The following is a 25,109-nucleotide window of genomic DNA, read 5'->3' as shown; positions in this document are numbered from 1 at the left end:
CGCGCCAGAAAGCCCGACCTTCGTAGGGAACCGGACACTACCCGCAGAGCCTTTCGCACCGCTTTCGGGTGGGATCGGGGTCGAGCCGGTGTACCGCGTGGTTTGGCTTCCGCTCAGATCTCGTCGAACGCTTCAGGAGCCTGCTGCCATCCACAGGACGAGTCCCCAGGTTCCTTGCGGGTGTCTGTGGTGAGCGAACGCTGGTTCAGATGGCCGACAGGCCTGATTTCAGGTCACACTGAAGCAATAGAGAAGAACGCGACAGTGTGTCGCCACCCACTGTCCACTCCTGAGCCACCACCAACAGGCAGACTCACGTCACGTGACCCACCCCTACCTCGCAGGCCCGCGCCCCCGCGCCTTCGCCCACCGCGGCTGGCACGTCGACGACCTCACCGGCATGGAGAACTCCCTGAGCTCCTTCCGCCGGGCCGTGCAGGAGGGCTACCGCTACATCGAGACCGACGTCCACGCCACCTCCGACGGCCACGTCGTCGTGCACCACGACCACACCCTCGACCGCACCACCGACGGCCGGGGTGTCGTCTCGGACCTCCCCTGGACTGAGGTGCGGCGCGCCAACGTCGGCGGCCGCGAACCCATCGCCCGCCTCGCCGACGTGCTCGAGGAGCTCCCCGACACGTTCTTCAACATCGACGTCAAGTCCGAGAGCGCCGTCGAACCGATCGTCACCCTGCTGCGCAAGGCCAAGTCCCTGCACCGCGTCTGCCTCGCGAGCTTCTCCGACAACCGCCTCGCCCGCCTGCGCAAGATCGCCGGACCCGAACTGCTGACGTCCATGGGACCCCGCTCCGCCGGCGCGCTCTGGGCCGCCGGACGCGTCCCGCTCGCCGGGCTCGCCGTCCGCGGCCAGGTCGCCCAGGTCCCCGTCAGCCAGGGACGCCTGCACATCGTCGACCGCCGCTTCGTCCAGGCCGCCCACCGCAGGTCCCTCGAAGTGCACGTCTGGACCATCGACGACGAGGCCGACATGCGCGCGCTCCTCGATCTCGGAGTCGACGGGCTCGTGACCGACCGGCCGGACGTCCTGCGCGAAGTTCTCCGGTCCCGGAACAGCTGGTAACAGGTTGGGCAGTCGATCAATGGACGTGAGGGCGGACAAGTACAGTCCGCCGTCATGAAGAGCAAGGGCGACGACGCCGCCGACGCCGACAACGCCGGGCGCCGCAAGAAGGAACAACGCGGCTGGGTCTGGTACGACGTGGCGAACTCCGTGTTCCCCACGTCCGTGATCACCGTCTTCCTCTCGCTGTACCTCACGAGCATCGCGACCAACGCCGCCAAGGCCGACACCGCGCTCAACGGGGCCAACCCGTGCGCGAACGACAACGCCTTCGCCAACTGCGACGTCACGATCCTCGGACTGCAGTTCCCCTCCGGCTCGCTGTGGGGCTACCTGCTCTCCATCGCCACCGTCGTGCAGGTCCTCGTGCTGCCCGTCATGGGCGCCATCGCCGACCGCACCCAGAACAAGAAGAAGATGCTCGGCTTCTTCGCCTTCACCGGCTCCGCGGCCACCATCGCGCTCGCCGCCGTCGAAGGCACCAACTGGAAGCTCGGCGTCGTCTTCTTCATCCTCGCCAACATCTGCTACGGCTCCAGCGTCGTCGTCTACTACGCCTTCCTGCCCGAAATCGCGACACCCGACGAACGCGACGCCGTCTCCAGCCGCGGCTGGGCCTTCGGCTACCTCGGCGGCGGCGTCGCCCTCGCGATCCAGCTCGGCATCACCCTGTCCGCCGACTCCCTGGGCATCTCCTCCGGCGACGCCGCGCGCATCGCGTTCGTCATCTCCGGCATCTGGTGGGCCGCCTTCACGATCATCCCGCTGCGCGCCCTCACCGAGCACCAGCGCCCGCACGGCGGCGAGCAGGGCGCCTCGGTGATCTCCGCCGGCTTCAAGGAACTCGGCACGACCCTGAGGCAGGCCAAGGCCTTCCCGCTCACCCTCGCGTTCCTCGGCACCTACCTGATCTACACCGACGGCATCGCCACCGTCGCCAACGTCTCCGCCCAGTACGGCAGCGTCGAGCTCAAGTTCGACCAGCAGACGCTGATCACCGTGATCCTCATCGTCCAGTTCGTCGCCTTCATCGGCGGCGTCCTGCACGGCTACGTCGCCAAGCGCGTCGGCGCCAAGAAGACGATCCTCGGCTCACTGGTCGTGTGGATCGTCGTGATCACCGCGGCGTTCTTCGTCGAGGCGGGCGACGAGACGTCGTTCTACCTCGTCGCCGCGGGCATCGGCATCGTGCTCGGCGGCACGAACGCCCTGTCCCGCAGCCTGTTCAGCCAGATGGTCCCGCCCGGACGCGAAGCCCAGTACTTCTCGCTCTACGAGGTCGGCGAGCGCTCCACCAGCTGGCTCGGCCCGCTGGTGTTCGCCGGCGTCGGCCAGGCCACCGGCAGCCTGCGGCCCGCCATCCTCGCCCTGATCATCTTCTTCGTCGCCGGCTTCGTCCTGCTGATCTTCGTGCCGGTCCGCCGGGCCATCAAGGCCGTGGGCAACAAGGAACCCGTGCTCGTCTAGCCCATCTGTGGCGCCGCTTTCGGGCGGCGCCACACCGGTGCCACGGCCGCGACCGCGAGCAGCGCCGCCAGCACACCGACCGGCATCAGGTAGCTGTGCGACGGCACCACGACGAACAGCAACGGCACCAACTGCGCCAGTGCGAACAACGACAACGCACGCCCCAGCACCCCGTCACCGCGCACGAACACCGCCACGCGCAACACCAGGGTGAGCACCGCGATCGTCTGCATCCCGGTCCCCCCGGAGAACCCGCCGACCACCCCGAGCAGCAACGCTCCCCCGCCCCACCACAGCAGCCTGCGGGCAGGCGGGATCGGCGCCTCCCGGTGGAAACCCAGACACAGGCACACGAACGTCACCAGCAACGGGAACTGGAACACGCCCCAGACCAGCACGTACCCGGGATCCCCCGTCGCCGTCACCGACACCACCACCAGCGACAACGGCACCGCCGCCACCACTTTCGCGAGTGTGCGCCACCCGATCAGCAGTGCCGCGAACGCCACCACCGGTGCCAGTTCCAGCACCCGCCACCACGGCTGCGGCGACTGGAACGGACGACCGAGCCCGACCACGACCGTCACGACCATGTTCATCGCGTAGAACATGCCGAGCAACAACCCGAGCATCCCCAGCGCGCGCACGACCTCGCCGCGCCGCGCGACCTTCGACGGCACGCTCGTGAGCGCCGCCCCGGCCGCGAGGTGCGTGCGCACCGCGAGCGCGAGCACCGCCCCCGTCTCCCCCCACCCCGGCCAGCTGTGCTCCAGGTCGAGGTCGTCGTCGCGTTCGGCCAGGAAGATCCCGACCATCTCCTCCTCGCGGTCCCGCCGGTACCAGCGGGGCAACACCTTCAGCAGCGTGCGGTAGCGCCGCTCCAGATTCCTCATGCCCGACCCGCCCATGCCTGGACGCCCCTCCCCCTCAGCACCGCGGTCGCCGCCCGCACGTTCGCGCTCAGCCTGGCGACCTCCGCCTGCAACGCCCGCACACCGGAGTCGGTGAGCTTGTAGTAGCGCCGCAGCCGCCCCTGGTGCACCTCTTCCCGGTCGCGCTCGGCGAGCCCGTCCGCCACCAACCGGTCCAGCACCCCGTACAGCGTGCCGACCCTCAACACCATCCGCCCCTCCGACAACTGCTCCACCGCCTGCACGATCGCGTAGCCGTGCAACGGCTCCTCCGCCAGCGCGGTGAGCACGAGGAACGTCTGCTCGGACATGACCCGACCACTCATGTTGCTGAATATATCGCGGCGCGAGCTATATTGGGAAGCGGACCAACCGAAGTGGCTCTATTTAGTCAACACTGAAGATATAGGGATCTTCAGATATCCCGCCGCTCGCACCGATGACCGTCGGGCGTTCGGCCCATGGGCCGGCGTCACGCATGCCCGGCTTGCCGCCCGCGCGCCCCTCCACCTCCGGCACGCCCCCTGCCCCACGATCAGCGGGTTCACCGCCGAGCCCGCCCACTCGCCCAGGCGCGGCGTCCTTGTTCGTGAGGTCCGCTCCCCTCCCCCGACCGGACCTCCGCCGGAGCGCGAGAATCAGTCCACACTGAAACTATCGAGCGATTCGATCCCAGAGGAGGTTTAGAGGGCCCTCTCAGCGGCTATGTCGTCGCGAAACAGCAGGTCGCACTCGAAGGGGCGGACGATGGCGAGGGACAGACCGTGGGGATTCCTCATGATCGGGATCCAGGCACTAGGGTGACCCGCCGTGGACGCCCTTCCCGATCCGACAGACGCCCTCTCCGCTGTACCTGTCGCTGGTTCCCGGCGCTCGACGCCGGTGGTCGGGCACCTGAAGTTCTTCTTCGGTCCGATGGACTGCGGCAAGTCGACGCTCGCGTTGCAGATCGACCACAACAACTCACGTCAAGGCCGGCGCGGGCTGCTGCTGGTGCGGCACGACCGGTCGGGGCGCCCGCAGATCTCGAGCCGCATCGGCATCACGCGCGCGGCCGCGGAGATCCGCGACGACGATCTCCGCCAGATGGTGCGGTCGGAGTGGGCCGAGGGCCGGCGGGTGGACTACCTGATCGTGGACGAGGCGCAGTTCCTGTCCCCCGGTCAGGTGGAGCAGCTGGCGGAGCTCGCGGACGACGTCCAGGTGGACGTGTACTGCTTCGGGCTGGCCACGGACTTCCGCGGCGAGATGTTCCCCGGATCGCAGCGGCTGTTCGAACTCGCCGACGAGCTGAAGGCGATCCAGGTCGAGGTCCTGTGCTGGTGCGGGGTGCCGGGTCGGTTCAACGCACGGGTGCGGGCCGGTCAGGTGATCCGCGCGGGAGACACCGTCCTGGTCGCCGACACCAAAACGGACACGGAACAGCATCGATCGGGTACGGAGAGCAACGGTGTAACCGACACCACGGAAACTACCGTCCGTTACCAGGTGCTCTGCAGGCGTCACTTTCGGTTGGGCGACCTAGGCCCTGACGTCGCACAAAGTGGTCAGCTTCGGTTGGCATAACCGACTACCCACGGCCGCCGCTGGGCCATTAGAGTGATGCATGAGCGCAGGAGCTTGATAACGCGTCACGATCCTGCGGCGATCGCATCCATTAGTAGGAAGCCTTCGTTGACGAGTGAACGACGTCACTGTGGGCGACCATGAGAGCGAACCGGAAACAAACGGAGCAATCCGGGCGTTGCACACGGTGAGCAAGCAGCCTGGGCCCCGGCCCTGAGCCGAGCGAAAGGACACCGCCATGGCCGACCGCGTTTTGCGTGGAAGCCGGCTCGGAGCAGTCAGCTACGAGACCGACCGCAACCACGATCTCGCTCCGCGCCGGGCAGCGCGGTACGCCTGCCCGAAGGGACACGACTTCGAGGTCCCCTTCTCCGACGACGCCGAGTTGCCGCCGACCTGGGAATGCCGTCTCCACGGCACCGAGTCGAAGATCATCGACGGTGTCGAGCCGGAGGTGAAGAAGGTCAAGCCGCCGCGCACGCACTGGGACATGCTCCTGGAGCGCCGGTCGATCCCCGAGCTCGAGGAGCTGCTCGACGAGCGCCTCGAAGAGCTTCGCGGACGCCGTACCCGCACGGCCTGATCCACCGCAGACGCGTCAAGCCGTCCCGGTCTCCCGCCGGGGCGGCTTTTTGCGTGCCCCGGGAAGGCGCCTAGGAGGCCCGTGCGGCCGTTGTGATCAAGTTCCGGCCCCACCACACCCCCACGGCCGCCAGCACCGCCCAGATCGACAACGCGACGATCGAACGCGGTGAGCCGAGATCGCTCAGGGCGTCGCCCAGCACCGCGGCGAGCACCGCCGAGGGCACCAGGCCCAGCGCCGTGCCGAGGGCGAAGTGCGCGCCCCGCACCGACGTGACCCCCGCGCCGTAGTTCGCCAGCGCGAACGGCAGGACCGGCAGCAACCTGATCACGAGCGTCGCCTCGACCCCGCGCCGCGCGAAGACCCGTTCGAGCACCTGCAGCCGCTCCCCGAGCCAGCCCTCGACCGTCTCGCGGCCGAGCCGGCGGGCGACCGCGAACGCGATCATCGCGCCCGCCGTGAACCCCGCGATCGCGAGCGCGCTCCCCCACCCCACGCCGAACAGCAACCCCGCCGCCGTGGCGAGCACCGGCTTCGGGAAGAACACCGCCGTTCCGAGCGCGCACACCACCACGAACACGACCGGCGCCGCACTCCCCGCACCGTCCACCAGTGCGCGGAGTTCTGTCCCGTCGGGCAGGTCCACGAGCTGCGCCGCGATCGCCAGGGCGACGACGAGCAGCACGAGGAGGATCAGGCCCGCACGTCGCATCAGACCAACGTACCCGGCAAGCTGGAGCGCATGACCGTGCTGCTCCCCTCCGGCGAGACCGTCCCCGCGCTCGGCATGGGCACCTGGATGATGGCCGAGCGCCCCGGCAGGCGCGCCGAGGAGATCACCGCCCTGCGCACCGGCCTGGACCTGGGCCTGTCGCTCATCGACACGGCCGAGATGTACGGCTCCGGCGCGTCCGAGGAACTCGTGGGCGAAGCGGTGGCCGGTCGGCGCGACGAGGTGTTCCTCGTGTCGAAGGTGCTGCCGTCCCACGCCTCCGCGGCCGGAGTGGTGCGCGCCTGCGAGGCGTCGCTGCGCCGCCTGGGCACCGACCGCCTCGACCTGTACCTGCTGCACTGGCGCGGCACCGTGCCGTTCGCGCAGACCCTGGACGGCTTCGCGGCGCTGCTGGACGCAGGCAAGATCCGGCACTGGGGCGTCAGCAACCTCGACCTGGACGACATGCGCGAGCTGACGGCGCTGCCGGGCTCCTGCCAGACCAACCAGATCCTCTACAACCTCACCCGCCGCGGCCCCGAGCACGACCTGCTGCCGTGGCACGCCTCCACGGGCGTCCCGGTGATGGCCTACTCCCCCGTCGAACAGGGCAGGCTGCTGGACTCCCCCGCCCTCGCCTCCGTCGCCGCACGGCACGACGCCACGCCCGCCCAGGTCGCGCTGGCGTGGGTGCTGCGGCTGCCCCAGGTCTGCGCGATCCCGAAGGCGGGCACGGTCGAGCACGTGCGGGACAACGCGCGGGCGGTGGAGCTGAGTCTGACGACCGAGGACCTGGCCGAGTTGGACCGGGCCTTCCCTCCGCCGGACGGCCCCTCGCCGCTCGAGATGCTCTAGTTCGCCTGGGAATGAGACGCCCGTCCCACTCCCACCCCGGCCTCACGCCCGTCTCGGTACCGTGACCAGGTCCGACCGCAGACAACAGGAAGCGAGGTGAGCGACACATGCCAGGCCACAGTAGCCAGCAGAGGTCGACCCACCTCGCACGCTCGAGTTCTGGCGTGTGACGCACACCCCTGCACATAAGGGGAGTCACACGATGCACGTCTTCGACATGACACTGCGCATCGCCGAGAGCATGGGCCTCGGCGCGTTGATCGGGTTCGAACGGCAGTACCGCTCGCGCATGGCGGGGCTGCGGACCAACGCCCTCGTGGCGGTGGGTGCCGCGTTGTTCGTCCTGCTGTCCGCGCAGGGGTTCGACGGTCAGGGTGACCCGACGCGCGTCGCCGCGCAGGTGGTGTCCGGGATCGGGTTCCTCGGCGCGGGCGTGATCCTGCGCGACGGGTTGTCGGTCCGCGGACTGAACACCGCGGCCACGCTGTGGTGCGCGGCCGCGGTGGGGTCCTTGGCGGGTGCCGGGCTGCACGTCGTCGCGGCGGCCGGCACCGTGGCGATCATCGCGGTCAACGTCGGCCTGCGAGAGCTGGGCCGGGCCGTCGACCGCAAGGACGACGAGGGCTAATGCGGCTGGTACGTCAGGCAGTTGGCGTGGTGGTCGCCTTCGCCCTGGCCCACTCGCACGCTCTGCGCCGTGCACTCCAGCGAGGCGTTGTGCACGCAGTCGGTGCGCGAACAGGCGCCGACCTGGGCGACGACCTTGTCCAGGCCGCCCTTCGTGCCCAGCGGGATGAACGTGCCGCAGTCCGCCGCGCCGTTGTCGCCGCGGACGGTGATCGCGAAGGCGTGGCAGCCGTCGTGGTTGTAAGAGCAGTCGCTCACGGTGCAATCGTGGACTGCGGGCATCGCCGGGTTCTCGAGAGTGGTCATGTCCGCTCCTGACGTGGTGGGAAAGGTTCGGTAATCCGGACCATGCCACCACGTCAGGAAGCGCGCAATTCGAGAAGTGATTAGGCGAGCCTATCCTCAAGAATCATTTCAGCCGTGGTCCAGAACGCGCCGCAGGAACTTCCGGGTGCGTTCTTCTCGCGGATCACCGATGACCTGACCAGGCGTTCCGTGCTCCACGATCACGCCTCCGTCGAGGAACAACACCTGGTCGGCGACGCGTTCGGCGAACCGGATCTCGTGCGTGACGACGACCGTGGTCCACCCTTCCGAGGCGAGGTCTTTGATCACGGCGAGCACCTCTCCCACCAGTTCGGGGTCGAGTGCGGAAGTGGGTTCGTCGAACAACACCACACGAGGTTTCAAAGCGAGCGCACGGGCAATACCTACTCGTTGCTGCTGTCCACCGGAAAGTTGATACGGGTACGAATCAGCTTTGTCCGCGAGGCCCACTTGGTCGAGCAGCGACCGCGCCTCCGCCACGACCTCGTCCACCGGGCGCTTCTGGGCGACGACCGGGCCCTCGGTCAGGTTCTGCAGGACCGTGCGGTGCGGGAAGAGGTTGTGAGACTGGAAGACCATGCCGCTCTGCGCACGCAGGCGCGCGCCCTCGGCCCGTCCCGCCTTGCCCGGCGGCAGAGCGGAGAAGTCCACCGAGACGTCGTCGATGCGCACGACGCCGCTGTCCGGGGTGTCGAGGACGTTCAGCGAGCGCAGCAGGGTGGTCTTGCCGGAGCCGGACGGTCCCAGCAGCACGGTGGAGGTGCCGCGCTCGGAGGCGAAGTCGATGCCGCGCAGCACGTCCAGCGAGCCGAAGGACTTCTTGAGCCCCGTGACCTCGATGCGGATGTCGGTCATGCGATCACGTACCTGTTCAGCCTGGTCTCCAGTCGTTTCTGCCCGGCGGACAACGCCACGCAGATCACCCAGTAGTAGAGCCCCGCGAACGCGTAGAGGGCGAGGAACTCGTTGCTCTCGGCCGCGGCCAGCTGGGACTCGCGGAAGAGCTCGGTCAGCAGCACGACCGAGCCGAGCGAGGTGTCCTTGAGCAGCGACAGCAGCGTGTTCGACAGCGGCGGCACGGCGGTGCGGGCGGCTTGCGGCAGCACGATGCGGCGCAACGTCTGCGCGTAGCCGAAGCCGATGGTCGAGGCGGCCTCGAACTGGCCGCGCGGCACGGACAGGATGGCGGAGCGGATCACCTCGGCCGCGTAGCCGGCGACGTTCAGCGAGAACGCGACGACGGCGGCGGTGAACGGCGGGAACTTCAGGCCTATCTGCGGCAGGCCGTAGAACACGATGAACAGCTGCAGGAGCAACGGCGTGCCGCGGATGATGGAGATGAACGCCCGTGCGAGCCCCGACAGCACCTTGTACGGCGAGATGCGGGCCAGGGCCACCAGCAGCGCCAGGACCAGGCCGATCGCGAACGACAGCGCGGTCAGCGGGATGGTGACCTTGACCAGGCCGACGAACATCGGCCACGCCGTCGAGGCGAGGATGTCCCCCGTGCTGCGCGGACCGCGTCCTTCCGACAGGTCGGCGGCGCCACCGTCCTGAACGGACACGTCGGCCTTGAAGTACTTTTGGGAGATGCCGCGCAACGTGCCGTCGGCCTTGAGCGCGTCGATCGCCTGGTTCGCCTGCGACAGCAGCGCCGAGTCGGCCTGGCGCAGCGCCAGGACCTGCTCGCTGCCGGCCTGACCGGCGTCGCCCGCGATCTCGACGTCCTTCGAGCCGGTGGTGGCGAGGTAGTCGAGGACGGCGATGTTGTCGTTGACGATCGCGTCGACGCGGCCCTGCTGCAGCAGCGCGGCGGCCTGCGCGAAGCCCTCGACCGCCTCGACGTTCGCACCGGCCTCGCGGGCGACCTTGGCCCAGTTGCTGGTGCTGGACTGGGCGGTGGTCTTGCCGCTGAGATCGGCGATGGACTTGATCCGGTCGTCACCGGTCCGGCGGACGATCACGCCGCGCGAGTAGGTGTAGGTGCTGGACAAGCCGTACTTGGCGGCGCGTTCGGGGTTGCGCGAGACCTGGTTCGCGATGAGGTCGATCCGCGACGCGTCGAGGGCGGGGAAGATCGCGTCCCACTGGGTCTCGACGAACTCGAGCCGCCAGCCCGCCTTCGCGGCGATCGCCTTGACGACCTCTATGTCGTAACCGGTCAGTTCCTGCGTTTGGGGATCGTGGAAGGAGAACGGCGGATAGGTGCCCTCCGTGCCCACGCGGACCAGCGGAGGTTGCTCTTGTTGCGCGTTCGCCGGTGCGGGGACGACGATCAACAGCAGCAGGAGCAGCACCGCGCCCCTGAACACTTGTCGCATCCGGGCAGGGTATTGGCAACCGGGCGGGCGGTGCTGAAGATCCACTATGCGGGACGGGGTGTACGGCATGGCGACGGTGACCACGGCGGACGGGCAGCTGGTGTCGTACGCGGACCACGGCGGGGACGGCCCGGTGGTCGTGCTGCTGCACAGCTTCCTGATGGACGCGTCGATGTGGGCACCGCAGGTGGCGGCGTTCGGCGACCGCTTCCGGCTCGTCGCGATCGACGAGCGCGGGCACGGTGCCACGCCCGCGACCGCGCCGTTCGACCACTGGGACGTCGCCCGCGACGCGCTCGCGGTGCTGGACTCCCTGGGCGTCGACCGCGCTGCGGTCATCGGCACGAGCCAGGGCGGGTTCGTCGCGCTGCGGATGGCGTTGCTGGCCCCGCGGCGCGTCACGGCACTCGCGTTGCTGGGCACGTCCGGCGAGACCGAGGACGAGCAGATCTCCGCCGCCTACCAGCAACTGGCCGAGGTGTGGATCGCGCAGGGGCCGGAGACGGTGACCGAGGCCGTCGCGAAGATCTGCCTGGGCGAGTACGACCCGTCGGACTGGACGCCCAAGTGGGGTGCGATCGAGCCGGAACGGCTGCGGCTGATCATGAACGCCCTGGTCGGCCGCGAAGGCGTGCTGGACCGGCTCCCGGAGATCGGTGCGCCCGCGCTCGTGCTGCACGGCACCGCCGACCTCGCCTACCCCGTCGCGAAGGCCGAGGCACTCGTCGCCGCGCTGCCCGAGGCCGAACTGGTCCTCGTCGAGGGCGGCGCGCACTTCCTGAGCCTCACGCACGCCGCCGACGTGAACCCGCACCTGGAGCGGTTCCTCAGCGCGCCCCTCTGACGGCCCACGCCTTGGCGGTCAGCTCGATCGGGCCCTGCTCCGGGAGACGGGAGCGGAGCAGGTCGCGCACGGCGTTGAGTTGCTCGGGCGGCAACGTGGCCGCGTAGGCGGGCGCCGCGCCCGTGCCGCCGAGGAACGGCTCCCAGAAGTCGGCGAAGTCGCGGAACACCGTGGGCACGACGATGCCCGTCACCTCGACGTCGCGCAGCCCCGCCCCGGTCCACAACGCGCGCAACGGCTCTGCGCCGCTCACCGTGCTGAACCGCCGGCCCTCGTCGTGCGCCGCGGCGGCGGGGTCGACGTCCGTCGCGGCGTCCCAGAACAGCCGCATCATCTGCATGCCGCTCGTGTAGTCCCACAGGTACGAACCCACGTACGGGGCAGCGCGGGCGAACTCCCCCACCGCCGCGGCCGCGTCGGGCACGAACGTGAGCACGAGCCCGCTCACCACGACGTCGGCGTTCCGCCCGCCCAGGTCGGTGGCGTCGCCGACGGCGAACCTCGCGTCCGGGACGCGGGCGCGGGCGACTTCGAGGAACCCTTCCGACGGGTCGACACCGACGACCGCGGCCGGGTGCGCGTGTGCGAGCACGGCCTCGGTCAGCGCGCCCGTGCCGCAGCCGACGTCGAGCCACGTCCGGCCGGGCGGAACGTCGAGCCGGCGCAGGAACTCCGCCGCCACGGGCCGGCTCCACCGGCCGACGTAGCGCTCGTACGCGTCACCGAGAGCCCACATGCGTCGACGGTAACCCAGCTCACACGCACCCCCGCCGGAATAAACGGGGGCTGGTCCGGTTAAGGTGGATGACACATCAACTAGCGAGGTCGGGTGTGCTGTGAAGATCGCTGTTCTGGGTGCGGGCCACGTCGGTCCCGTCATCGCGCGCCTCGCCCTGGCGGCGGGGTACGAGGTGACCATCGCGGGGTCCGGTGCCCCGTCGCGGATCGAGATGATCACCGAGTTCCTCGCGCCCGGAGCCGTCGCGCTCACGGCCGCCGACGCGGTCGCGGACGCGGAACTCGTCGTGCTGGCCATCCCGTGGCACCGCTTCTCCTCCCTCGAGCCGGGGATGTTCGCGGGCAAGGTCGTGATCGACTCGATGAACCACTGGCCTCCCGCGGAGCAACCGCTCGGCACGAGCGAGGAGGTGGCCGCGCGGCTGGTGGGCGCGGCCGTCGTCAAGACCCTCAACCACGTCGCCTACCAGGACATGGAACCCGCCGCCGGTCGTGCCGTCGGCCTGGCCGGTGACTCGCCGGCCGCGCTGCAGGCCGTCGTGGAGTTCCTGGCGCGCATCGGGTTCGACCCGGTGCCGGTGGGGTCCCTGGCCGCGGGACGGCTGCTGGAACCCGGCAGCCCGCTGTTCGGCGTCGCGGCCCGCAGGCAGGAAATCGAGAACTTCGTGAAGGAGCAGTCATGAGCACCACCACCTTCGGCCTCGACACGTTCGGCGACGTCACCCAGGACGCCTCGGGCACCCCGCTGACGCACGCCCAGACCATCCGCAACCTCGTCGAGCAGGGCGTGCTGGCCGACCAGGTCGGCCTCGACTTCTTCGGCATCGGCGAGCACCACACCCCGGACATGCCGCTGTCGGCCGCCGACGTGGTGCTGGCCGCGATCGCCGCCCGCACGTCGTCGATTCACCTCGGCTCGGCCGTGACGGTGCTCAGCTCGGACGACCCGGTGCGCGTGTACCAGCGCTTCTCGACCCTGAACGCCCTGTCGGACGGGCGCGCGGAGGTCATCCTGGGCCGCGGGTCCAGTGTGGACTCGTTCCCGTTGTTCGGCTTCGACCTCGCGGACTACGAGGACCTGTTCGAGGAGAAGACGCACCTGTTCGCCGAGCTGCTCAAGGGCGGCAAGATCACCTGGGAGGGCAAGACCCGCGCGGCGCTGCACGAGCAGGACGTCGTGCCGTACACCGAGCCGTTCCCGACGTGGATCGGCGTCGGCGGCAGCCCGCAGTCCGTGGTGCGCGCGGCGTCGTACGGGTTCTCGCTGATGCTCGCGATCATCGGCGGCCACCCCGCCCGGTTCGCGCCGTTCTCGGAGCTCTACAAGCACGCGCTGGAGAAGTTCGGCCGCGACCCGCTGCCGATCGGCATCCACTCCCCCGGCCACGTGGCGGAGACCGACGAGCAGGCCAGGGAGGAGTTCTGGCCGCACTACCTCGACGTGATCGGCCGGCTGGGCAAGACCCGCGGGTTCGCCACGCCGACGCCGGAGTCGTACGCGCACGAGGTGGGACCGCACGGCGCGTTGTTCGTGGGGTCGCCGGAGACGGTCGCGGAGAAGATGGCGCGCACCATGAAGAAGCTCGACGCGAGCCGGTTCGACCTGAAGTACGGGATCGGCGGGCTGTCGCACGAGTCGCTGCTGCGGACCATCGAGCTGTACGGGACGAAGGTCGTGCCGCTGGTGCGCGACATGCTCGCCTGAGGTGGCGCGGCCCTCCGGACATCGGTGTGATCAGCACGACAGGCCTCGGAACCCCGTTCCGGGGCCTGTCCCCGGAACTCAGCTGGTACACCCAGCGTTAGCTCGCTGGAGAGGAAACCGGTGATTGTTCCCATGCCCACGAGCGCGCCCCGTCGCACGGGCTCGTTCGTACTGACCGAAGACGTGACCGTCCGGGTGACCGGGCAGGCGCGCACGGCGGCCGCGTTGCTGCGCGAGCACATCTTCCGGCAGACCGGTTACCTGCTGGCGGAGTCGCCCGACGGCATGCTGATGGTGTCGCACGACCCGGCCATGCGCGGGCTCGGCCCCGAGGGGTACGCGCTGCTGGTCAGCAACGACGCCGTGATGCTCCGCGCCGGCACGCAGGCAGGGCTGCGGCACGGCGTGCAGTCGTTCCGGCAGCTGATGACCAACGACGGCGCGGTCCGCGCGGCCGACGTGCGCGACTCCCCCGCGTTCGCCTGGCGCGGTGTGTCGAGCGCGCTGCTGGCGCCGGCCGAGATGCGCAAGGCCATCGACAGGATGGCCACCTACAAGCTCAACGTCCTGCACGTCTTCCCCGACGGGGACCCCGACGCGCTGCGCGACCTCGTCGAGTACGGCCGCGACCACGGCATCACCGTCGTGCCCGAGCTCAGCCCGGCGACGGTCGAGCTGCTCGACCTGTTCCCGAGCCGCTGGGTGCACATCGGCACCGCCACGCTGACGACGAAGTTCGCCGGTCTGCTGGAGCGCCACGGCAAGCTCCCGGTGCGGTGGCACGACGGCAGCACGGCGGTCCTGGGCCCGCACGGCAAGCTCGCCGAGGGCGACGACGGCCTGCGCGCCGTCGCGACCGCGGGCTGGGTCGGCGAGCTGCGCACCACCTCCGCCGTCGCACCCGCCTGGTAGCCGCGTTCACAGTCATCACGCGATCGCAGGTCACGCGATGACTCCGTTTCACATGTGGAAGTTTGCTCGACGGGCCTCCACGCGCGCATTTGCCGCATGTCCCGGGGATTCCGCTGCACCTGGCCTTGTGGGCACGACTGTGAATTTCCCGGTGCCTGTCCATTGGCTGTTGCACGGCCTTGATGACCTGGTCCGACACTGCCGGGGCGTGCATTGTGGTTGCCGTGCGGGCCTCTTCGAAGATCCGGCCGGACCACCCCTTCCGGTTGCTGCTCGTCGACGACGACAGGGAGCTGGTGGAGCTCCTCGCCGCGGTGCTGCGCGGCGAGGGCTACGACGTCGACGTCGCCCTGGACGGGCAACGCGGACTGCACCTCGCCCTCACCCGGCCCTACGACGTGGTGGTCATCGACCGCGGCCTGCCGGTGATCGACGGGCTGGACCTGTTGTCCCGGTTGCGTTCCCGGTCCGTGCGGACGCAGGCGCTGATGCTCACCGCGATGGGCTCGGTGCGCGACAGGATCGACGGCCTCGACGCCGGCGCGGACGACTACCTGACGAAACCGTTCGACCTGGGTGAGCTGATAGCCCGGCTGCGAGCACTGTGCCGCCGCGCCGCGGAACTGGCCGCCGTCCTGCGGATCGGCGCCGGGCGCCTGGAGCTCGAGCAACACCAGGTCGTGCTGCCCGACGGCGAGAAGATCCCGCTCACCACCAGGGAGTTCGCCCTCCTGCGCGTGCTCGCAACACATCCCGAGACCGTGCACACGCGGTCGGCGTTGCGGCGCACGGTGTTCCAGGACGCGCCTTCGCAATCCATTGTGGACACCTACGTGCACTACCTGCGGACCAAGGTCGGCCGTTCGGTCGTGCAGACGGTTCAGGGGATCGGCTACCGGTTGGGGGCGCTGTGAGGGCGTGGGCCGAGGCGGAGCACACGGAGGTCCGGCGGGCGCGGCTGCGCGTGAGCGTGCTGGTGGGCGTGGCGATCACGCTGATGATCACGTTCGTGGGCGTCATCGCCTACGCCGTCGTGGCACACGCACAGGAAACCCAGGTGTCGCGCGAACTCCGCTACAACGCCGTCTACGGCGTGCCGGGCATCGCGCCCCGATGCGCGTGGGTGTTCGTCCTGGAGGACGGCGAACTGCACCTCGGCCCACTGGAGGTGCCGGCCGGGTTCCCCCTGCGCGACGACCTCAGGACGGTGCACTCGTCGGGGTCGGCGATCTCCCGCGACGTGACCGCGAACGGCACCGAGTACCGCGTCCTCACCACTTCCGGTGCCGACGGCACGACGGTGCAGGCGGTGTTCGACATGCGCTACCAAATCTCCGACCGCACACACCTGCTGCAAGCACTGGCGATCGCCTTGGCCGCGGGCCTGCTGGTGGCAGGGCTGATCGGCCTGACCGTCGGCCGCCGCACCGTCGCCCCCTGGGCGGAAGCGCTGGCCCGCCAACGCCGGTTCGTCACCGACGCGAGCCACGAACTGCGGACCCCGATCGCCCGCGCCCACCTGCGCGCCCAACTGCTCGCCGCCGGTCTGCCCGCCGACCAGCGCACCGACCTCGACGCCCTGGCCAAGTCGATCCGCGGCCTCGCCGACGTGGTCGACGACCTGCTCGCCTCCGCCCAGCTACATGGCCGTCCCTCCCAGCCCGTCGACCTGGCGGACGTGGCGGAGGCCGCGGTGGTGGGCGAGACCGAGCGTGCCGCCGAGCGCCGGATCACGGTGTCGCTCGAGCACCCCGGGCATCCGGTGGTGGTGCTCGGGATCGAGACCGGGTTGCGGCGCGCGGTCGACGAGCTGCTGGCCAACGCCGTGCGGCACACGCCGGAGGGCGGGCGGATCTCGGTGAGCGTGCGGGCTTCGTCCGGCCAGGTGGAGCTGGTGGTCGCGGACACCGGCCCGGGGTTCGAGCCGGGTGAGGCGGAGCGGTTGTTCGAACGGTTGCACCGCAGTGGTCGTGAGGGACGGTTCGGGCTGGGGCTCGCGTTGGTGCGGGAGATCGTGAGCGGGCACGGCGGAACTGTCGAGGCGGTGGGGACGCCCGGGGTGGGGGCCCGGTTCACGATGCGGCTGCCGGTGGCGGAGTCCGGGGTGGTGCGGGAGCAGATGACCAGCGTCGGGCTGTGAGCGGGGTGCTCACCACTCCCCTGCGACCACCTCCGCGGCCACCCGCACGTCGACGTCCAACGGCCGATCCGGATCCACCGGCTCGATCACCGCCGCCAGCGCGTCCAGCAATGCCGCGCATCGGGGCGCGGTGGGCCGCCGCCCACCCACGTACACGGCCTGCCGCAACCCCAGGGCGAGCGACCCGCACAGCAACCGCAGCAGCTCCGCCAGGTCGTAGGCGCGCAGGGCGGCCTGGGTCCCGAACGGCACCACGTCCTGGTTGTGCAGGTTGGTGGGCAGGCTCTGGGTGCTGGCCGGCAGGACACCGCGTCTGATCTCCGCGACGAACGCCGTGGTGGCGAGCTGGACGCCCTGCAGGCCGTGTTGCTGACCGGGACCGGCGGCGAGCATCGGGGGCAGGCCCGTGTTGCGGGCCGGGTCGACGAGCAGGTCGAGCTGGCGTTCGGCCAGGTTGCCGAGGGAGGCCGTGACCATGGCGAGGACGTCGGCGGCGAAGGCGGCGGGCTGGCCGAAGAAGTTGCCGCCGTGCGCGACGAGGTCGTCGCCGGGGAAGAACAGGGGGTTGTCGCTGACACCGCCCAGGTCGGCCGAGACCACGCTGTCCACGTAGGACAGTGCGTCCTCGGCGGCTCCCAGGAGCTGGGGTGAGCAGCGGATGCTGTAGGGCTCCTGCAGGGCGCGCAGGCCGCTGGGGGTGGTGCCCTCCAGCGTGGAGCGCATCCACGATGCCACCGTCACGGCGCCGGAGTGGCCGAACGCGGAGATCAGGCGCGGGTCCAGGAATCCGGGGTCGGCGCCCACGACGTCCACCAGCAGGCAGGTGAGGTCGGCGAGTGCGCGGTGGGACGAGCGGATCGACGACAGCGCGAGGGCGGTGGCGGCGGTGGTCACCGAGGTGCCGTTGACCAGCGCCAGGGCGTCGCGGCCGTCGAGCACCAACGGTTCCAAGCCGGCGGACGCCAGCGCCTCCGAGGCGGGCAGCCGCACGCCGTCCAGGTACGCGTGACCGCGGCCGCGCAGGGCCTGGGCGGCGTAGGCCAGCGGGATGAGGTCGCCGCTGGCGCCGACGGAGCCGTAGCGCGGCACGGCCGGGACGAACGAGGAGGCGAACATCGCGGAGAGGCCGGAGACGACGTGCGCGGACACACCCGACAGGCCCTGGGCCAGCGACCAGGTGCGGACCAGCAGGGCGGCGCGGGTGATGTCGAGGGGCAGGTCGGGGCCTTGGCCCGCGCCGAGGTGTGCGAGGGTGTTGTCGCACTGGTCGGCTTCCGAGGACCGGCCCGCGAAGCCCACGAGGGCGCCGAATCCGGTCTTGGCGCCGTACACCGGGCGTTCGTCGTCGGCCAGCACCGTGCGCAGGTACGCGCGGCCGCGTTCGACGCGGTCCAGCACCGCGGAACCGACGAGCACCGGTAAGGGTGCGGCGGCGCGCAGCAGGTGTGCCGGGGTCAGGGGCGAACCGAGGTCCACGGACGTGTCTGAGGCGGTCGTGGTCACCTGACGGACGGTAGGCAGCCGATCTCAGAAAGCTCTGAGATGGCGTGGGTAGCTTCCCCGTCCATGGCGTACGACTACCTGATCATCGGCGCGGGACCGGCCGGTTTGCAGCTCGCCGCACTGCTCGAGCGCGACGGTCGCGACTACGCCGTCCTCGAGCGCGGCAGCGGGGCCGGCACGTTCTTCACCCGCTACCCGCGGCACCGCAAGCTCATCTCCATCAACAAGGTCCACACCGGGTTCACCGACCCCGAGCAGCGGATGCGGATGGACTGGAACTCGCTGCTGCTCGACGACCCAGCCCTGCTGTTCACCCGCTACACGCCCAAGTACTTCCCCGACGCCGACGACATCGTCCGCTACTTCCAGGACTGCGCGAACGGCCTGAACGTCCAGTACGACATCGATGTCACCAGCATCTCCCGCGACGACGACGGATTCGTCGTCCAGGCCGCTGAGAAGACCTGGCACGCGAAGAACCTGGTGATGGCCACCGGCGTCTCCCAGCTCCACGTGCCGGACATCCCCGGCATCGAGCACGCCGAGCGCTACGACACGTTCGACACGGACCCCGAGTCGTTCACCGACCAGCGGGTGCTCGTGATCGGCAAGGGCAACTCGGGCTTCGAGACCGCGGACGCCCTGGTCGAGCACGCGGCCGTCATCCACGTCGCCGGACCGCACTCGGTGAAGCTCGCCTGGCAGACGCACTACGTCGGGCACCTGCGGGCGGTGAACAACAACTTCCTCGACACCTATCAGCTCAAGAGCGAGAACGCGGTCATCGACGGCACGATCGAACGCATCGACCCCAGGCCCGAGGGCGGGTTCCGGATCCAGTTCCGGTACGCGCGCACGGTCGAGAAGGTGCGCGAACTGGAGTACGACCGGATCATCGCGTGCACCGGGTTCCGGTTCGACGCCTCGATGTTCGCCGGGGACGCCAGGCCGGCGCTGATCATCAAGGACCGGTTCCCCGAGCAGACCCCGGCGTTCGAGTCGACGAACGTCCCGGGCCTGTACTTCGCGGGCACGATCACGCAGTCGCGCGACTTCAAGAAGTCGACCAGCGGGTTCATCCACGGCTTCCGCTACGGCGCCCGCGCGCTGCACCGCGTCCTGAGCGCCCGCAACCACGGCACTGCGTGGCAGGGCGCGGATCTGGAGCTCTCGCCGGAGGCGATCAGCGACGCGGTCATCGCCAGGGTGAACACGTCCTCGTGCCTGTGGCAGCAGTTCGCGGTCATGGGCGACGTGGTGAGCGTCGACGGCGAGACCGCGCGGTACTCGGAGGAGGTGCCGGTCGCCTACGTGGCGGACGGTGGCCTCGGGCCCGCCGAGCACCGGTTCGTCGCGACGCTGGAGTACGGGCCCGACCACGACACCGTGGACCCGTTCGACATCAGCATCCCGCGCGTCGCCGAGAACGACGCCGTCAACGCGGCCGACGCGAGCTACCTGCACCCGGTCGTCCGCTACTACCGCGACGGCGACCTGACCGCGACCCACCACCTGGCCGAGAACCTGGAGAACCACTGGGACGTGCCGGAGGTGCACCAGCAGCCGCTCGTGGTGTTCGTGAAGGAATGCCTTGCCGGCGCGTGAGACCGAGCCGTTCCCGCGCGCGGTGCTCGACGTGCTCGGCGCCGCCGCGGACCGGCCCGTGTTCGAGCACGGCACCCGCGTGGTGACCGGCGCGGAACTGCTCGACCTGGTCGCACGGATCGCGACCGGGTTGCGCGCCAAGGGGATCGGGCCCGGTGACGGGCTCGCGCTCCTGCAGGGCGTGAACCCGGAGGCGTTCGCGACGATCCTCGCGGGCCACGTGGTGGGCGCGCGGGTGGCAGGGGTGCGGCCGGGGCTGACAGATGCCCAGGTCGAACACCTGCTGAGCCTGGACGTCACGCTCACGATCACCGACGCGGACGTCCCGGACCTCCTGCGGTCCACGCCGGAACCGCCGCGGTGCGACGGGCGTCCCGGCGACGTCGCCCGGCTCATCCACACCAGCGGCAGCACCGGCGCGCCCAAGGCGTGCGCGCAGACCTACGCGGCCATGACCGGCGCCTGGGCCGCCCGTCCGGACGCCTGGCCTCCCGCGGTCCGGGAGCTGGCGACCCGGCTGGGCCGCTACCTGGTGTTCGGTTCGCTGTCGAGCCAGGTGATGTTCGAGTACGCGGTGCTGACCCTCACCGCCGGGGGCACCGTCGTGGTCGCCGGCGACCCGGCCGACGCGATCACGAGGCTCGAGGCCACGGCACGCGTGATCACCGTGCCCGGTCTGGCGAAGCTCGTCGCCGCCCAGAAGAGCGACCCCGCCGACCTGTCGACGTTGCGGGCACTGCTGGTCTCGGGCTCTCCCCTGACGCCCGAACGCCACCGCGAAGCCCTCGACGTCCTCGGGCCGGTGCTCTTCCACGGCTACGGCCAGACCGAGACCGGCATGATCTCGATGGCCACACCCGGCGATCCCGTCGGCACGGTGGGACGACCGCCGGTCGACGTGGAGGTCCGCGACGGCGAGCTGTACGTCCGCACACCCGGACAGGCCAGCGGCTACTGGGGAAATCCCGGGGAGTCCGCCGAGGTGTTCGTGGACGGCTGGGTCCGCACCCGCGACCTCGGCCGGTTCGACGAGGCCGGGTACCTGCGCCTCACCGGCCGGGCGAGGGACGTCGTGATCGTCAACGCGAACCTGCACTACATCGGCCCGATCGAGCAGGTGCTCGCCGAGCACCCGGACGTCGCCGAGGCCTACGTCGTGGCGGTGCCGGACGACGAGACCGGCGAGGCCGTGCACGCGTTCGTGGTCCCGAAAGCCGACCGCGTCCCACCACTGCGCGAGATCCAGGAGCTCGTCAGCGGACGGCTCGGTGCGGCCTGTGCGCCGAGCCGTCTCACCGCCATCTCCGAACCTCCCGTCGCCCCCAGCGGCAAACCCGACAAGCGCCACCTCATCGCGTGAAGGAGAACGTCGTGTCCAGCGAGGTAACGACCGAGTGTCTCGTGATCGGCGCCGGCCCGGCGGGGTTGCAGGCGTCCTACCTGCTGCACCGGGCAGGGCGTGACCACCTGGTGCTGGAGTCCGGGCAGGCCGCGGGGACGTTCTTCACCCGCTTCCCCCGGCACCGGCAGCTGATCTCCATCAACAAGGTGTACACGGGCTGGGACGACCCGGAGCTGAACCTGCGCGTCGACTGGAACTCGTTGCTGTCCGACGATCCCGAGCTGCTGTTCACCGGCTACACCCCGCGCTACTTCCCCACCGCCGACGACATGGTCCGCTACCTCGGCGACTTCGCGGTCAAGAACGACCTCCCGGTCCGCTACGACACCAGGGTCGTCTCGGTCACGCGGCCGGACGACTTCGTGGTGCGCGACCAGCACGGCGGCACCTACCGTGCGAAGAGGATCATCGTCGCGACCGGCGTCTCGCAGCCGTACGTGCCTGACATCGACGGCGTCGAGCACGCCGAGCACTACTACGACGTGTCCGTCGACCCGCAGGACTTCACGAACAAGAGGGTGCTGATCATCGGGCGCGGCAACTCGGCGTTCGAAACGGCCGACGCGCTGATGGAGACCACGTCGGTCATCCACGTCGCCGGGCCGGGGTCGTTGAAGCTCGCGTGGCAGACGCACTTCGTCGGGCACCTGCGCGCGGTGAACAACAACTTCCTCGACACCTACCAGCTCAAGTCGCAGAACGCGTTGCTGGACGGGCACATCAAGGGCATCCGCCGCGACGGAGACGCCTACCTCGTCAAAGTCAGCTTCCAGCGCGTCAACGAGGTGATCAAGGAGATCCGCTACGACCGGGTGATCCTCGCGACCGGGTTCCGGTTCGACGCCTCGATCTTCGCGCCCGAGTGCCGCCCGCAGCTCACGATCAAGTCCCGCTTCCCGGACCAGACCGCGGCGTGGGAGTCGGTGAACGTCCCCGACCTGTTCTTCGCGGGCACGATCACGCAGATGCGCGACTTCAAGAAGTCGACCAGCGGGTTCATCCACGGCTTCCGCTATGGCGTCCGCGCGCTTCACCGCATCGCCGAACAGCGCTACCACGGCGTCGACTGGCCCAGCCGCTCCGTCGAGCCCGCGGCGGACGCCGTGACCGAGGCGATCATCGAGCGGGTCAACCGGACCTCCGCGCTGTGGCAGATGTTCGGGTTCCTCGCCGACGTCGTGCTCACCGGGAAGGACGGCTCGGTGCGCTACCTCGAGGAGGTGCCGGTCGCCCACCTGCACGAGGCCGTGGCCCGCGGTGAGTTCGGCGACGTCGAGTCGTACCTGACGGTGACGCTGGAGTACGGCGAGGACCACGACAAGGTCAACCCGTTCGACATCACCGCCGGCCGCACCTCGCAGGACGACACCAGCGGGCTCGACGGCCGCTACCTGCACCCGGTCGTGCGGCGCTTCCGCGCCGGTGAGCTCGTCGACGAGCACCACGTCACCGAGAACCTCGAGAACGAGTGGGACAGCGAGACCGTCCACAGGACACCGTTGCGGGAGTACCTGCGGTGAACCCCCTGCTCGCGGAACTGCACGACAAGGCACGCGCGGTGCTCGACCCCGTCCACCACGACTTCTTCGCGGGCGGGGTCGGTGACGAGGTCGTGCTCGCGGAGAACGAGGCCGCGTTCCGCCGTCTCGCCCTGCTGCCACGGGTGTTGCGGGGCAAGCAGATCAGCGGCGACTTCCCGGTGATGATCTCGCCGACCGCGTTCCACCGCCTCGCCCACCCCGACGGCGAACTGGCCACGGCACGGGCGGCCGGGGACGCCGTGCTGGTGTCGAGCATGGCCTCGACGGTGCCGATCGCCGACGTCGTGGCGGCCGCGAGCGGGCCCGTGTGGTTCCAGCTGTACGTGCAGCCGGACATGGACGTCACGGAAGCCCTGGTGCGCCGGGCGGAACGGGCCGGCTGCGAGGCGGTGGTGGTGACGGTCGACTCCCCCGTGTTCGGACGGCACCGGCGCGACCTCGCGCACGGCTTCCACGACCTGCCAGCAGGTCTGGCGGCGGAGAACATGCGGGACCTCGTCGGCCCCGGTCTGCGCGACATCGAGATGTCACCGCTGGTGTCGTGGGAGCACATCGGCCGGGTGCAGGAGATGACCGCGCTCCCGTTGTGGGTCAAGGGAGTGCTGCACCCGAAGGACGCGATCATCGCCGTGAGGCACGGGGTGGCCGGGATCGTCGTGTCCAACCACGGCGGCCGCCAGCTCGACCTCGTGCCGGCGGCGCTGGACGCGCTGCCCGCCGTGGTCGACGCGGTGGCAGGCAGGGTGCCGGTCGCGTTCGACGGGGGTGTCCGCAGTGGAGGCGACATCGCGCTGGCACTGGCGCTCGGAGCGTCGTCCGCCGGCATCGGCAGGCCGGTGCTGTGGGGGCTGGCGGCGGACGGCGAGCAGGGCGTGCGGCGGGTGCTCGACGTGCTGCGCGACGAGTTCCTGCACGTCCTGACGTTGTGCGGCGGCGAGCTGAGCCGGGACATGGTGGTGACCCGGTGCTGACCTGGTTGCCCGCACGGGTGGTCGCGTTGCGCGCCAAGGTGTTCGAGAAGGTCAACGGGGACAACGCGATCACGTTCCCGAACGACCAGGTCGGCCCCGACCGCTTCCAGGAGCTCTACAGCCACCCCGCCGCGAACGGCCGCAGCAAGGGCGCCGGGCTCTCGGACCTGTTCTGGTACTGGCTCTCCCCCGGCCCCGAGGTGCACCAGGAGCACCTGGAGGCCGGGCCGCGCTACGACGACGTGGCCCGCGCGACCCGCACGTTCCTCGCAGGGCCGAGCGACGCGCTGGCGGCGACCGCCACCCGCTGCACCGCGAAGGTGCTCGACGAGGTGCTCACCGGCCGTGTCACCGCCGTCCGGCTGCGGGACCTGATGATGCCGGTGTGGGCCGAGTACTTCTACGAGCTGGTGTTCGGCGAACCGTGCCCGCGCTACGCGCGTGACCTCGTCGTCGGGCACGCCAACGACGTGGTGACCTCGTTGAAGTGCACGGGTCTGCGCCACCCCGCCCGGCGGGCGCGGCTGACCCGCTACCTGAAGGCACGACTCGCTGACGTTCGGCACCCGCTGCCCGAGACGTTGTCGGAGGCCGAACAGGTGCACTACCTGCAGGGCACCTACTTCAACACCGCCGTCGTGCAGATGGCCGAGGCGATGGCGCACCTGCTGCTCGCGCTGGCCCAGCACCCCGAAGTGGCACGACGGGTCGAGGACGACAGGTACTTCGCCCACGTGCTGGACGAGACGTTCCGGCTCTACCCGTTGTTCGGCATCGCTCACCGCATCACGACCGCCGACATCGTGCTGGACGAGCACACGTCGTTCCCGGCGGGTTCGGTGCTGTGCTTCAACTACCCCGCCTACCACGCCACCGGCTACGACAACCCGCACGAGTTCGACCCCGGCCGCTGGGAGTCCACCGCCGCACGCCACGAGCACCACATCCCGTTCGGCGTCGCCGCCAACCGCCCCTGCCCGGCGTGGAGGCTGTCCCCCATCGTGATGCGCGCGGCCGCCAGGGAGGTCCTGCGGCGCGTCGACCTGCACTCGTCGGTGACGCACACCCGGTCGTTGCCCAGCCGGGGCCCGTGCCTGCTCGTCCGCGACGGCCCGGCGCCCCGGCGGCGTCTGGCCTTCATGCGCGTGCGCGACCGCTGGGAGGACGTCTGGCGCAGCGTCGTCCAGCTCGTGCTCGGCACCGCGATGGTGCTGCACGCCCACCGGCTCCGGCCGGCGGGCCGCTACTTCGACACGCACGACACGCAGGGTTGCCCGGTCCGGCACTGATCCCCA

Annotated in this window: 25 protein-coding genes; 17 read left to right on the top strand and 8 right to left on the bottom strand. The window is 70.2% G+C overall.

The features are described 5' to 3' along the window. Positions 1-322 precede the first annotated feature (322 nt). A complete protein-coding gene (locus tag IE307_RS17575) occupies positions 323-1,084 on the top strand; it encodes a glycerophosphodiester phosphodiesterase family protein (protein ID WP_229904809.1) in 762 nt (253 codons plus the stop codon). 54 nt (positions 1,085-1,138) lie between these two features. Next, positions 1,139-2,551, top strand: coding sequence for an MFS transporter (locus IE307_RS17570; RefSeq protein ID WP_191299057.1), 1,413 nt, complete (start codon positions 1,139-1,141; stop codon positions 2,549-2,551). On the opposite strand, the gene IE307_RS17565 is transcribed toward IE307_RS17570, so the two are convergent. After that, positions 2,548-3,444: a hypothetical protein gene (locus IE307_RS17565; RefSeq protein ID WP_191299056.1), complete on the bottom strand. Its 897-nt coding sequence runs from the start codon at positions 3,442-3,444 to the stop codon at positions 2,548-2,550. The two genes, IE307_RS17570 and IE307_RS17565, sit on opposite strands and share 4 nt — an antisense overlap. Further along, on the bottom strand, positions 3,441-3,788 hold the full coding sequence (locus IE307_RS17560) for a PadR family transcriptional regulator (RefSeq protein WP_229904808.1): 348 nt from the start codon (positions 3,786-3,788) through the stop codon (positions 3,441-3,443). Before IE307_RS17560 ends, IE307_RS17565 begins: the two co-directional genes overlap by 4 nt. Positions 3,789-4,272: 484 nt before the next feature. Here IE307_RS17560 and IE307_RS17555 point away from each other — a divergent pair, with 484 nt between their 5' ends. Together IE307_RS17555 and IE307_RS17550 are read left to right on the top strand one after the other, a co-directional pair. Then, complete coding sequence (locus tag IE307_RS17555) at positions 4,273-5,028, top strand: thymidine kinase (protein WP_191299055.1); 756 nt, start codon at positions 4,273-4,275, stop codon at positions 5,026-5,028. Between the two features lie 238 nt (positions 5,029-5,266). Then, positions 5,267-5,611: an RNA polymerase-binding protein RbpA gene (locus IE307_RS17550; RefSeq protein ID WP_030466135.1), complete on the top strand. Its 345-nt coding sequence runs from the start codon at positions 5,267-5,269 to the stop codon at positions 5,609-5,611. 70 nt (positions 5,612-5,681) lie between these two features. On the opposite strand, the gene IE307_RS17545 is transcribed toward IE307_RS17550, so the two are convergent. Then, on the bottom strand, positions 5,682-6,323 hold the full coding sequence (locus IE307_RS17545) for a TVP38/TMEM64 family protein (RefSeq protein ID WP_191299054.1): 642 nt from the start codon (positions 6,321-6,323) through the stop codon (positions 5,682-5,684). Between the two features lie 30 nt (positions 6,324-6,353). Between IE307_RS17545 and IE307_RS17540 the strand changes: the two genes are divergently transcribed. Both IE307_RS17540 and IE307_RS17535 read left to right on the top strand, forming a co-directional pair. Next, positions 6,354-7,178, top strand: coding sequence for an aldo/keto reductase (locus IE307_RS17540; RefSeq protein ID WP_191299053.1), 825 nt, complete (start codon positions 6,354-6,356; stop codon positions 7,176-7,178). 202 nt (positions 7,179-7,380) lie between these two features. Next, the gene (locus IE307_RS17535) at positions 7,381-7,806 is read left to right on the top strand and encodes an MgtC/SapB family protein (RefSeq protein ID WP_229904807.1); all 426 of its coding nucleotides are present in this window, start codon (positions 7,381-7,383) and stop codon (positions 7,804-7,806) included. On the opposite strand, the gene IE307_RS17530 is transcribed toward IE307_RS17535, so the two are convergent. The 3 genes from IE307_RS17530 to IE307_RS17520 form a co-directional block, all read right to left on the bottom strand. Next, the gene (locus IE307_RS17530; protein WP_191299052.1) at positions 7,803-8,111 is read right to left on the bottom strand and encodes a DUF1540 domain-containing protein; all 309 of its coding nucleotides are present in this window, start codon (positions 8,109-8,111) and stop codon (positions 7,803-7,805) included. The genes IE307_RS17535 and IE307_RS17530 overlap by 4 nt on opposite strands. A 108-nt stretch (positions 8,112-8,219) precedes the next feature. Next, positions 8,220-8,987, bottom strand: coding sequence for an amino acid ABC transporter ATP-binding protein (locus tag IE307_RS17525; RefSeq protein WP_191299051.1), 768 nt, complete (start codon positions 8,985-8,987; stop codon positions 8,220-8,222). After that, positions 8,984-10,453 carry an ABC transporter substrate-binding protein/permease gene (locus IE307_RS17520; protein ID WP_191299050.1) on the bottom strand — a complete coding sequence of 490 codons (1,470 nt, stop codon included), beginning with the start codon at positions 10,451-10,453 and terminating at the stop codon, positions 8,984-8,986. Before IE307_RS17520 ends, IE307_RS17525 begins: the two co-directional genes overlap by 4 nt. Positions 10,454-10,520: 67 nt before the next feature. Between IE307_RS17520 and IE307_RS17515 the strand changes: the two genes are divergently transcribed. Beyond that, complete coding sequence (locus IE307_RS17515; protein ID WP_191299049.1) at positions 10,521-11,297, top strand: alpha/beta fold hydrolase; 777 nt, start codon at positions 10,521-10,523, stop codon at positions 11,295-11,297. Here the strand turns inward: IE307_RS17515 and IE307_RS17510 are convergent. Further along, on the bottom strand, positions 11,281-12,033 hold the full coding sequence (locus tag IE307_RS17510) for a class I SAM-dependent methyltransferase (protein ID WP_191299048.1): 753 nt from the start codon (positions 12,031-12,033) through the stop codon (positions 11,281-11,283). The genes IE307_RS17515 and IE307_RS17510 overlap by 17 nt on opposite strands. 100 nt (positions 12,034-12,133) lie before the next feature. Between IE307_RS17510 and IE307_RS17505 the strand changes: the two genes are divergently transcribed. The 5 genes from IE307_RS17505 to IE307_RS17485 all read left to right on the top strand — a co-directional run bounded on the left by IE307_RS17505 (position 12,134) and on the right by IE307_RS17485 (position 16,792). Further along, complete coding sequence (locus tag IE307_RS17505) at positions 12,134-12,718, top strand: NADPH-dependent F420 reductase (protein WP_191299047.1); 585 nt, start codon at positions 12,134-12,136, stop codon at positions 12,716-12,718. Continuing rightward, positions 12,715-13,740, top strand: coding sequence for an LLM class flavin-dependent oxidoreductase (locus IE307_RS17500; protein ID WP_191299046.1), 1,026 nt, complete (start codon positions 12,715-12,717; stop codon positions 13,738-13,740). Before IE307_RS17505 ends, IE307_RS17500 begins: the two co-directional genes overlap by 4 nt. 120 nt (positions 13,741-13,860) lie before the next feature. After that, positions 13,861-14,652, top strand: coding sequence for a glycoside hydrolase family 20 zincin-like fold domain-containing protein (locus IE307_RS17495; protein ID WP_268250381.1), 792 nt, complete (start codon positions 13,861-13,863; stop codon positions 14,650-14,652). A 224-nt stretch (positions 14,653-14,876) separates the two neighbouring features. Continuing rightward, on the top strand, positions 14,877-15,566 hold the full coding sequence (locus tag IE307_RS17490; RefSeq protein ID WP_229904806.1) for a response regulator transcription factor: 690 nt from the start codon (positions 14,877-14,879) through the stop codon (positions 15,564-15,566). Continuing rightward, complete coding sequence (locus IE307_RS17485) at positions 15,563-16,792, top strand: sensor histidine kinase (protein ID WP_229904805.1); 1,230 nt, start codon at positions 15,563-15,565, stop codon at positions 16,790-16,792. Before IE307_RS17490 ends, IE307_RS17485 begins: the two co-directional genes overlap by 4 nt. Positions 16,793-16,801: 9 nt before the next feature. Here IE307_RS17485 and IE307_RS17480 read toward each other — a convergent pair whose 3' ends face one another. Beyond that, positions 16,802-18,295 (bottom strand): aromatic amino acid ammonia-lyase, encoded by a 1,494-nt coding sequence (locus IE307_RS17480; RefSeq protein ID WP_191299043.1) that lies wholly within the window; start codon positions 18,293-18,295, stop codon positions 16,802-16,804. A gap of 63 nt (positions 18,296-18,358) precedes the next feature. On the opposite strand from IE307_RS17480, the gene IE307_RS17475 reads away from it, so the two are divergent. Genes IE307_RS17475 through IE307_RS17455 form a run of 5 tightly spaced genes read left to right on the top strand, consistent with a single transcriptional unit; the run spans position 18,359 to position 25,103 of the window. After that, positions 18,359-19,900, top strand: coding sequence for an NAD(P)-binding domain-containing protein (locus tag IE307_RS17475; RefSeq protein ID WP_191299042.1), 1,542 nt, complete (start codon positions 18,359-18,361; stop codon positions 19,898-19,900). Continuing rightward, positions 19,887-21,260 carry a class I adenylate-forming enzyme family protein gene (locus IE307_RS17470; RefSeq protein WP_229904804.1) on the top strand — a complete coding sequence of 458 codons (1,374 nt, stop codon included), beginning with the start codon at positions 19,887-19,889 and terminating at the stop codon, positions 21,258-21,260. The genes IE307_RS17475 and IE307_RS17470 overlap by 14 nt, the downstream gene beginning before the upstream one ends. A gap of 11 nt (positions 21,261-21,271) precedes the next feature. After that, positions 21,272-22,822, top strand: coding sequence for an NAD(P)-binding domain-containing protein (locus tag IE307_RS17465; protein ID WP_191299041.1), 1,551 nt, complete (start codon positions 21,272-21,274; stop codon positions 22,820-22,822). Beyond that, positions 22,819-23,814, top strand: a complete 996-nt coding sequence (locus tag IE307_RS17460; RefSeq protein WP_191299040.1) for an alpha-hydroxy acid oxidase — start codon at positions 22,819-22,821, stop codon at positions 23,812-23,814. The genes IE307_RS17465 and IE307_RS17460 overlap by 4 nt, the downstream gene beginning before the upstream one ends. Beyond that, the gene (locus tag IE307_RS17455; protein WP_229904803.1) at positions 23,808-25,103 is read left to right on the top strand and encodes a cytochrome P450; all 1,296 of its coding nucleotides are present in this window, start codon (positions 23,808-23,810) and stop codon (positions 25,101-25,103) included. Before IE307_RS17460 ends, IE307_RS17455 begins: the two co-directional genes overlap by 7 nt. Positions 25,104-25,109: the final 6 nt, after the last annotated feature.

It is taken from the genome of Lentzea cavernae, from assembly GCF_014653695.1.
Classification (GTDB): Bacteria; Actinomycetota; Actinomycetes; order Mycobacteriales; family Pseudonocardiaceae; genus Lentzea; species Lentzea cavernae.
This window is presented reverse-complemented; position numbering and strand designations above follow the sequence as displayed.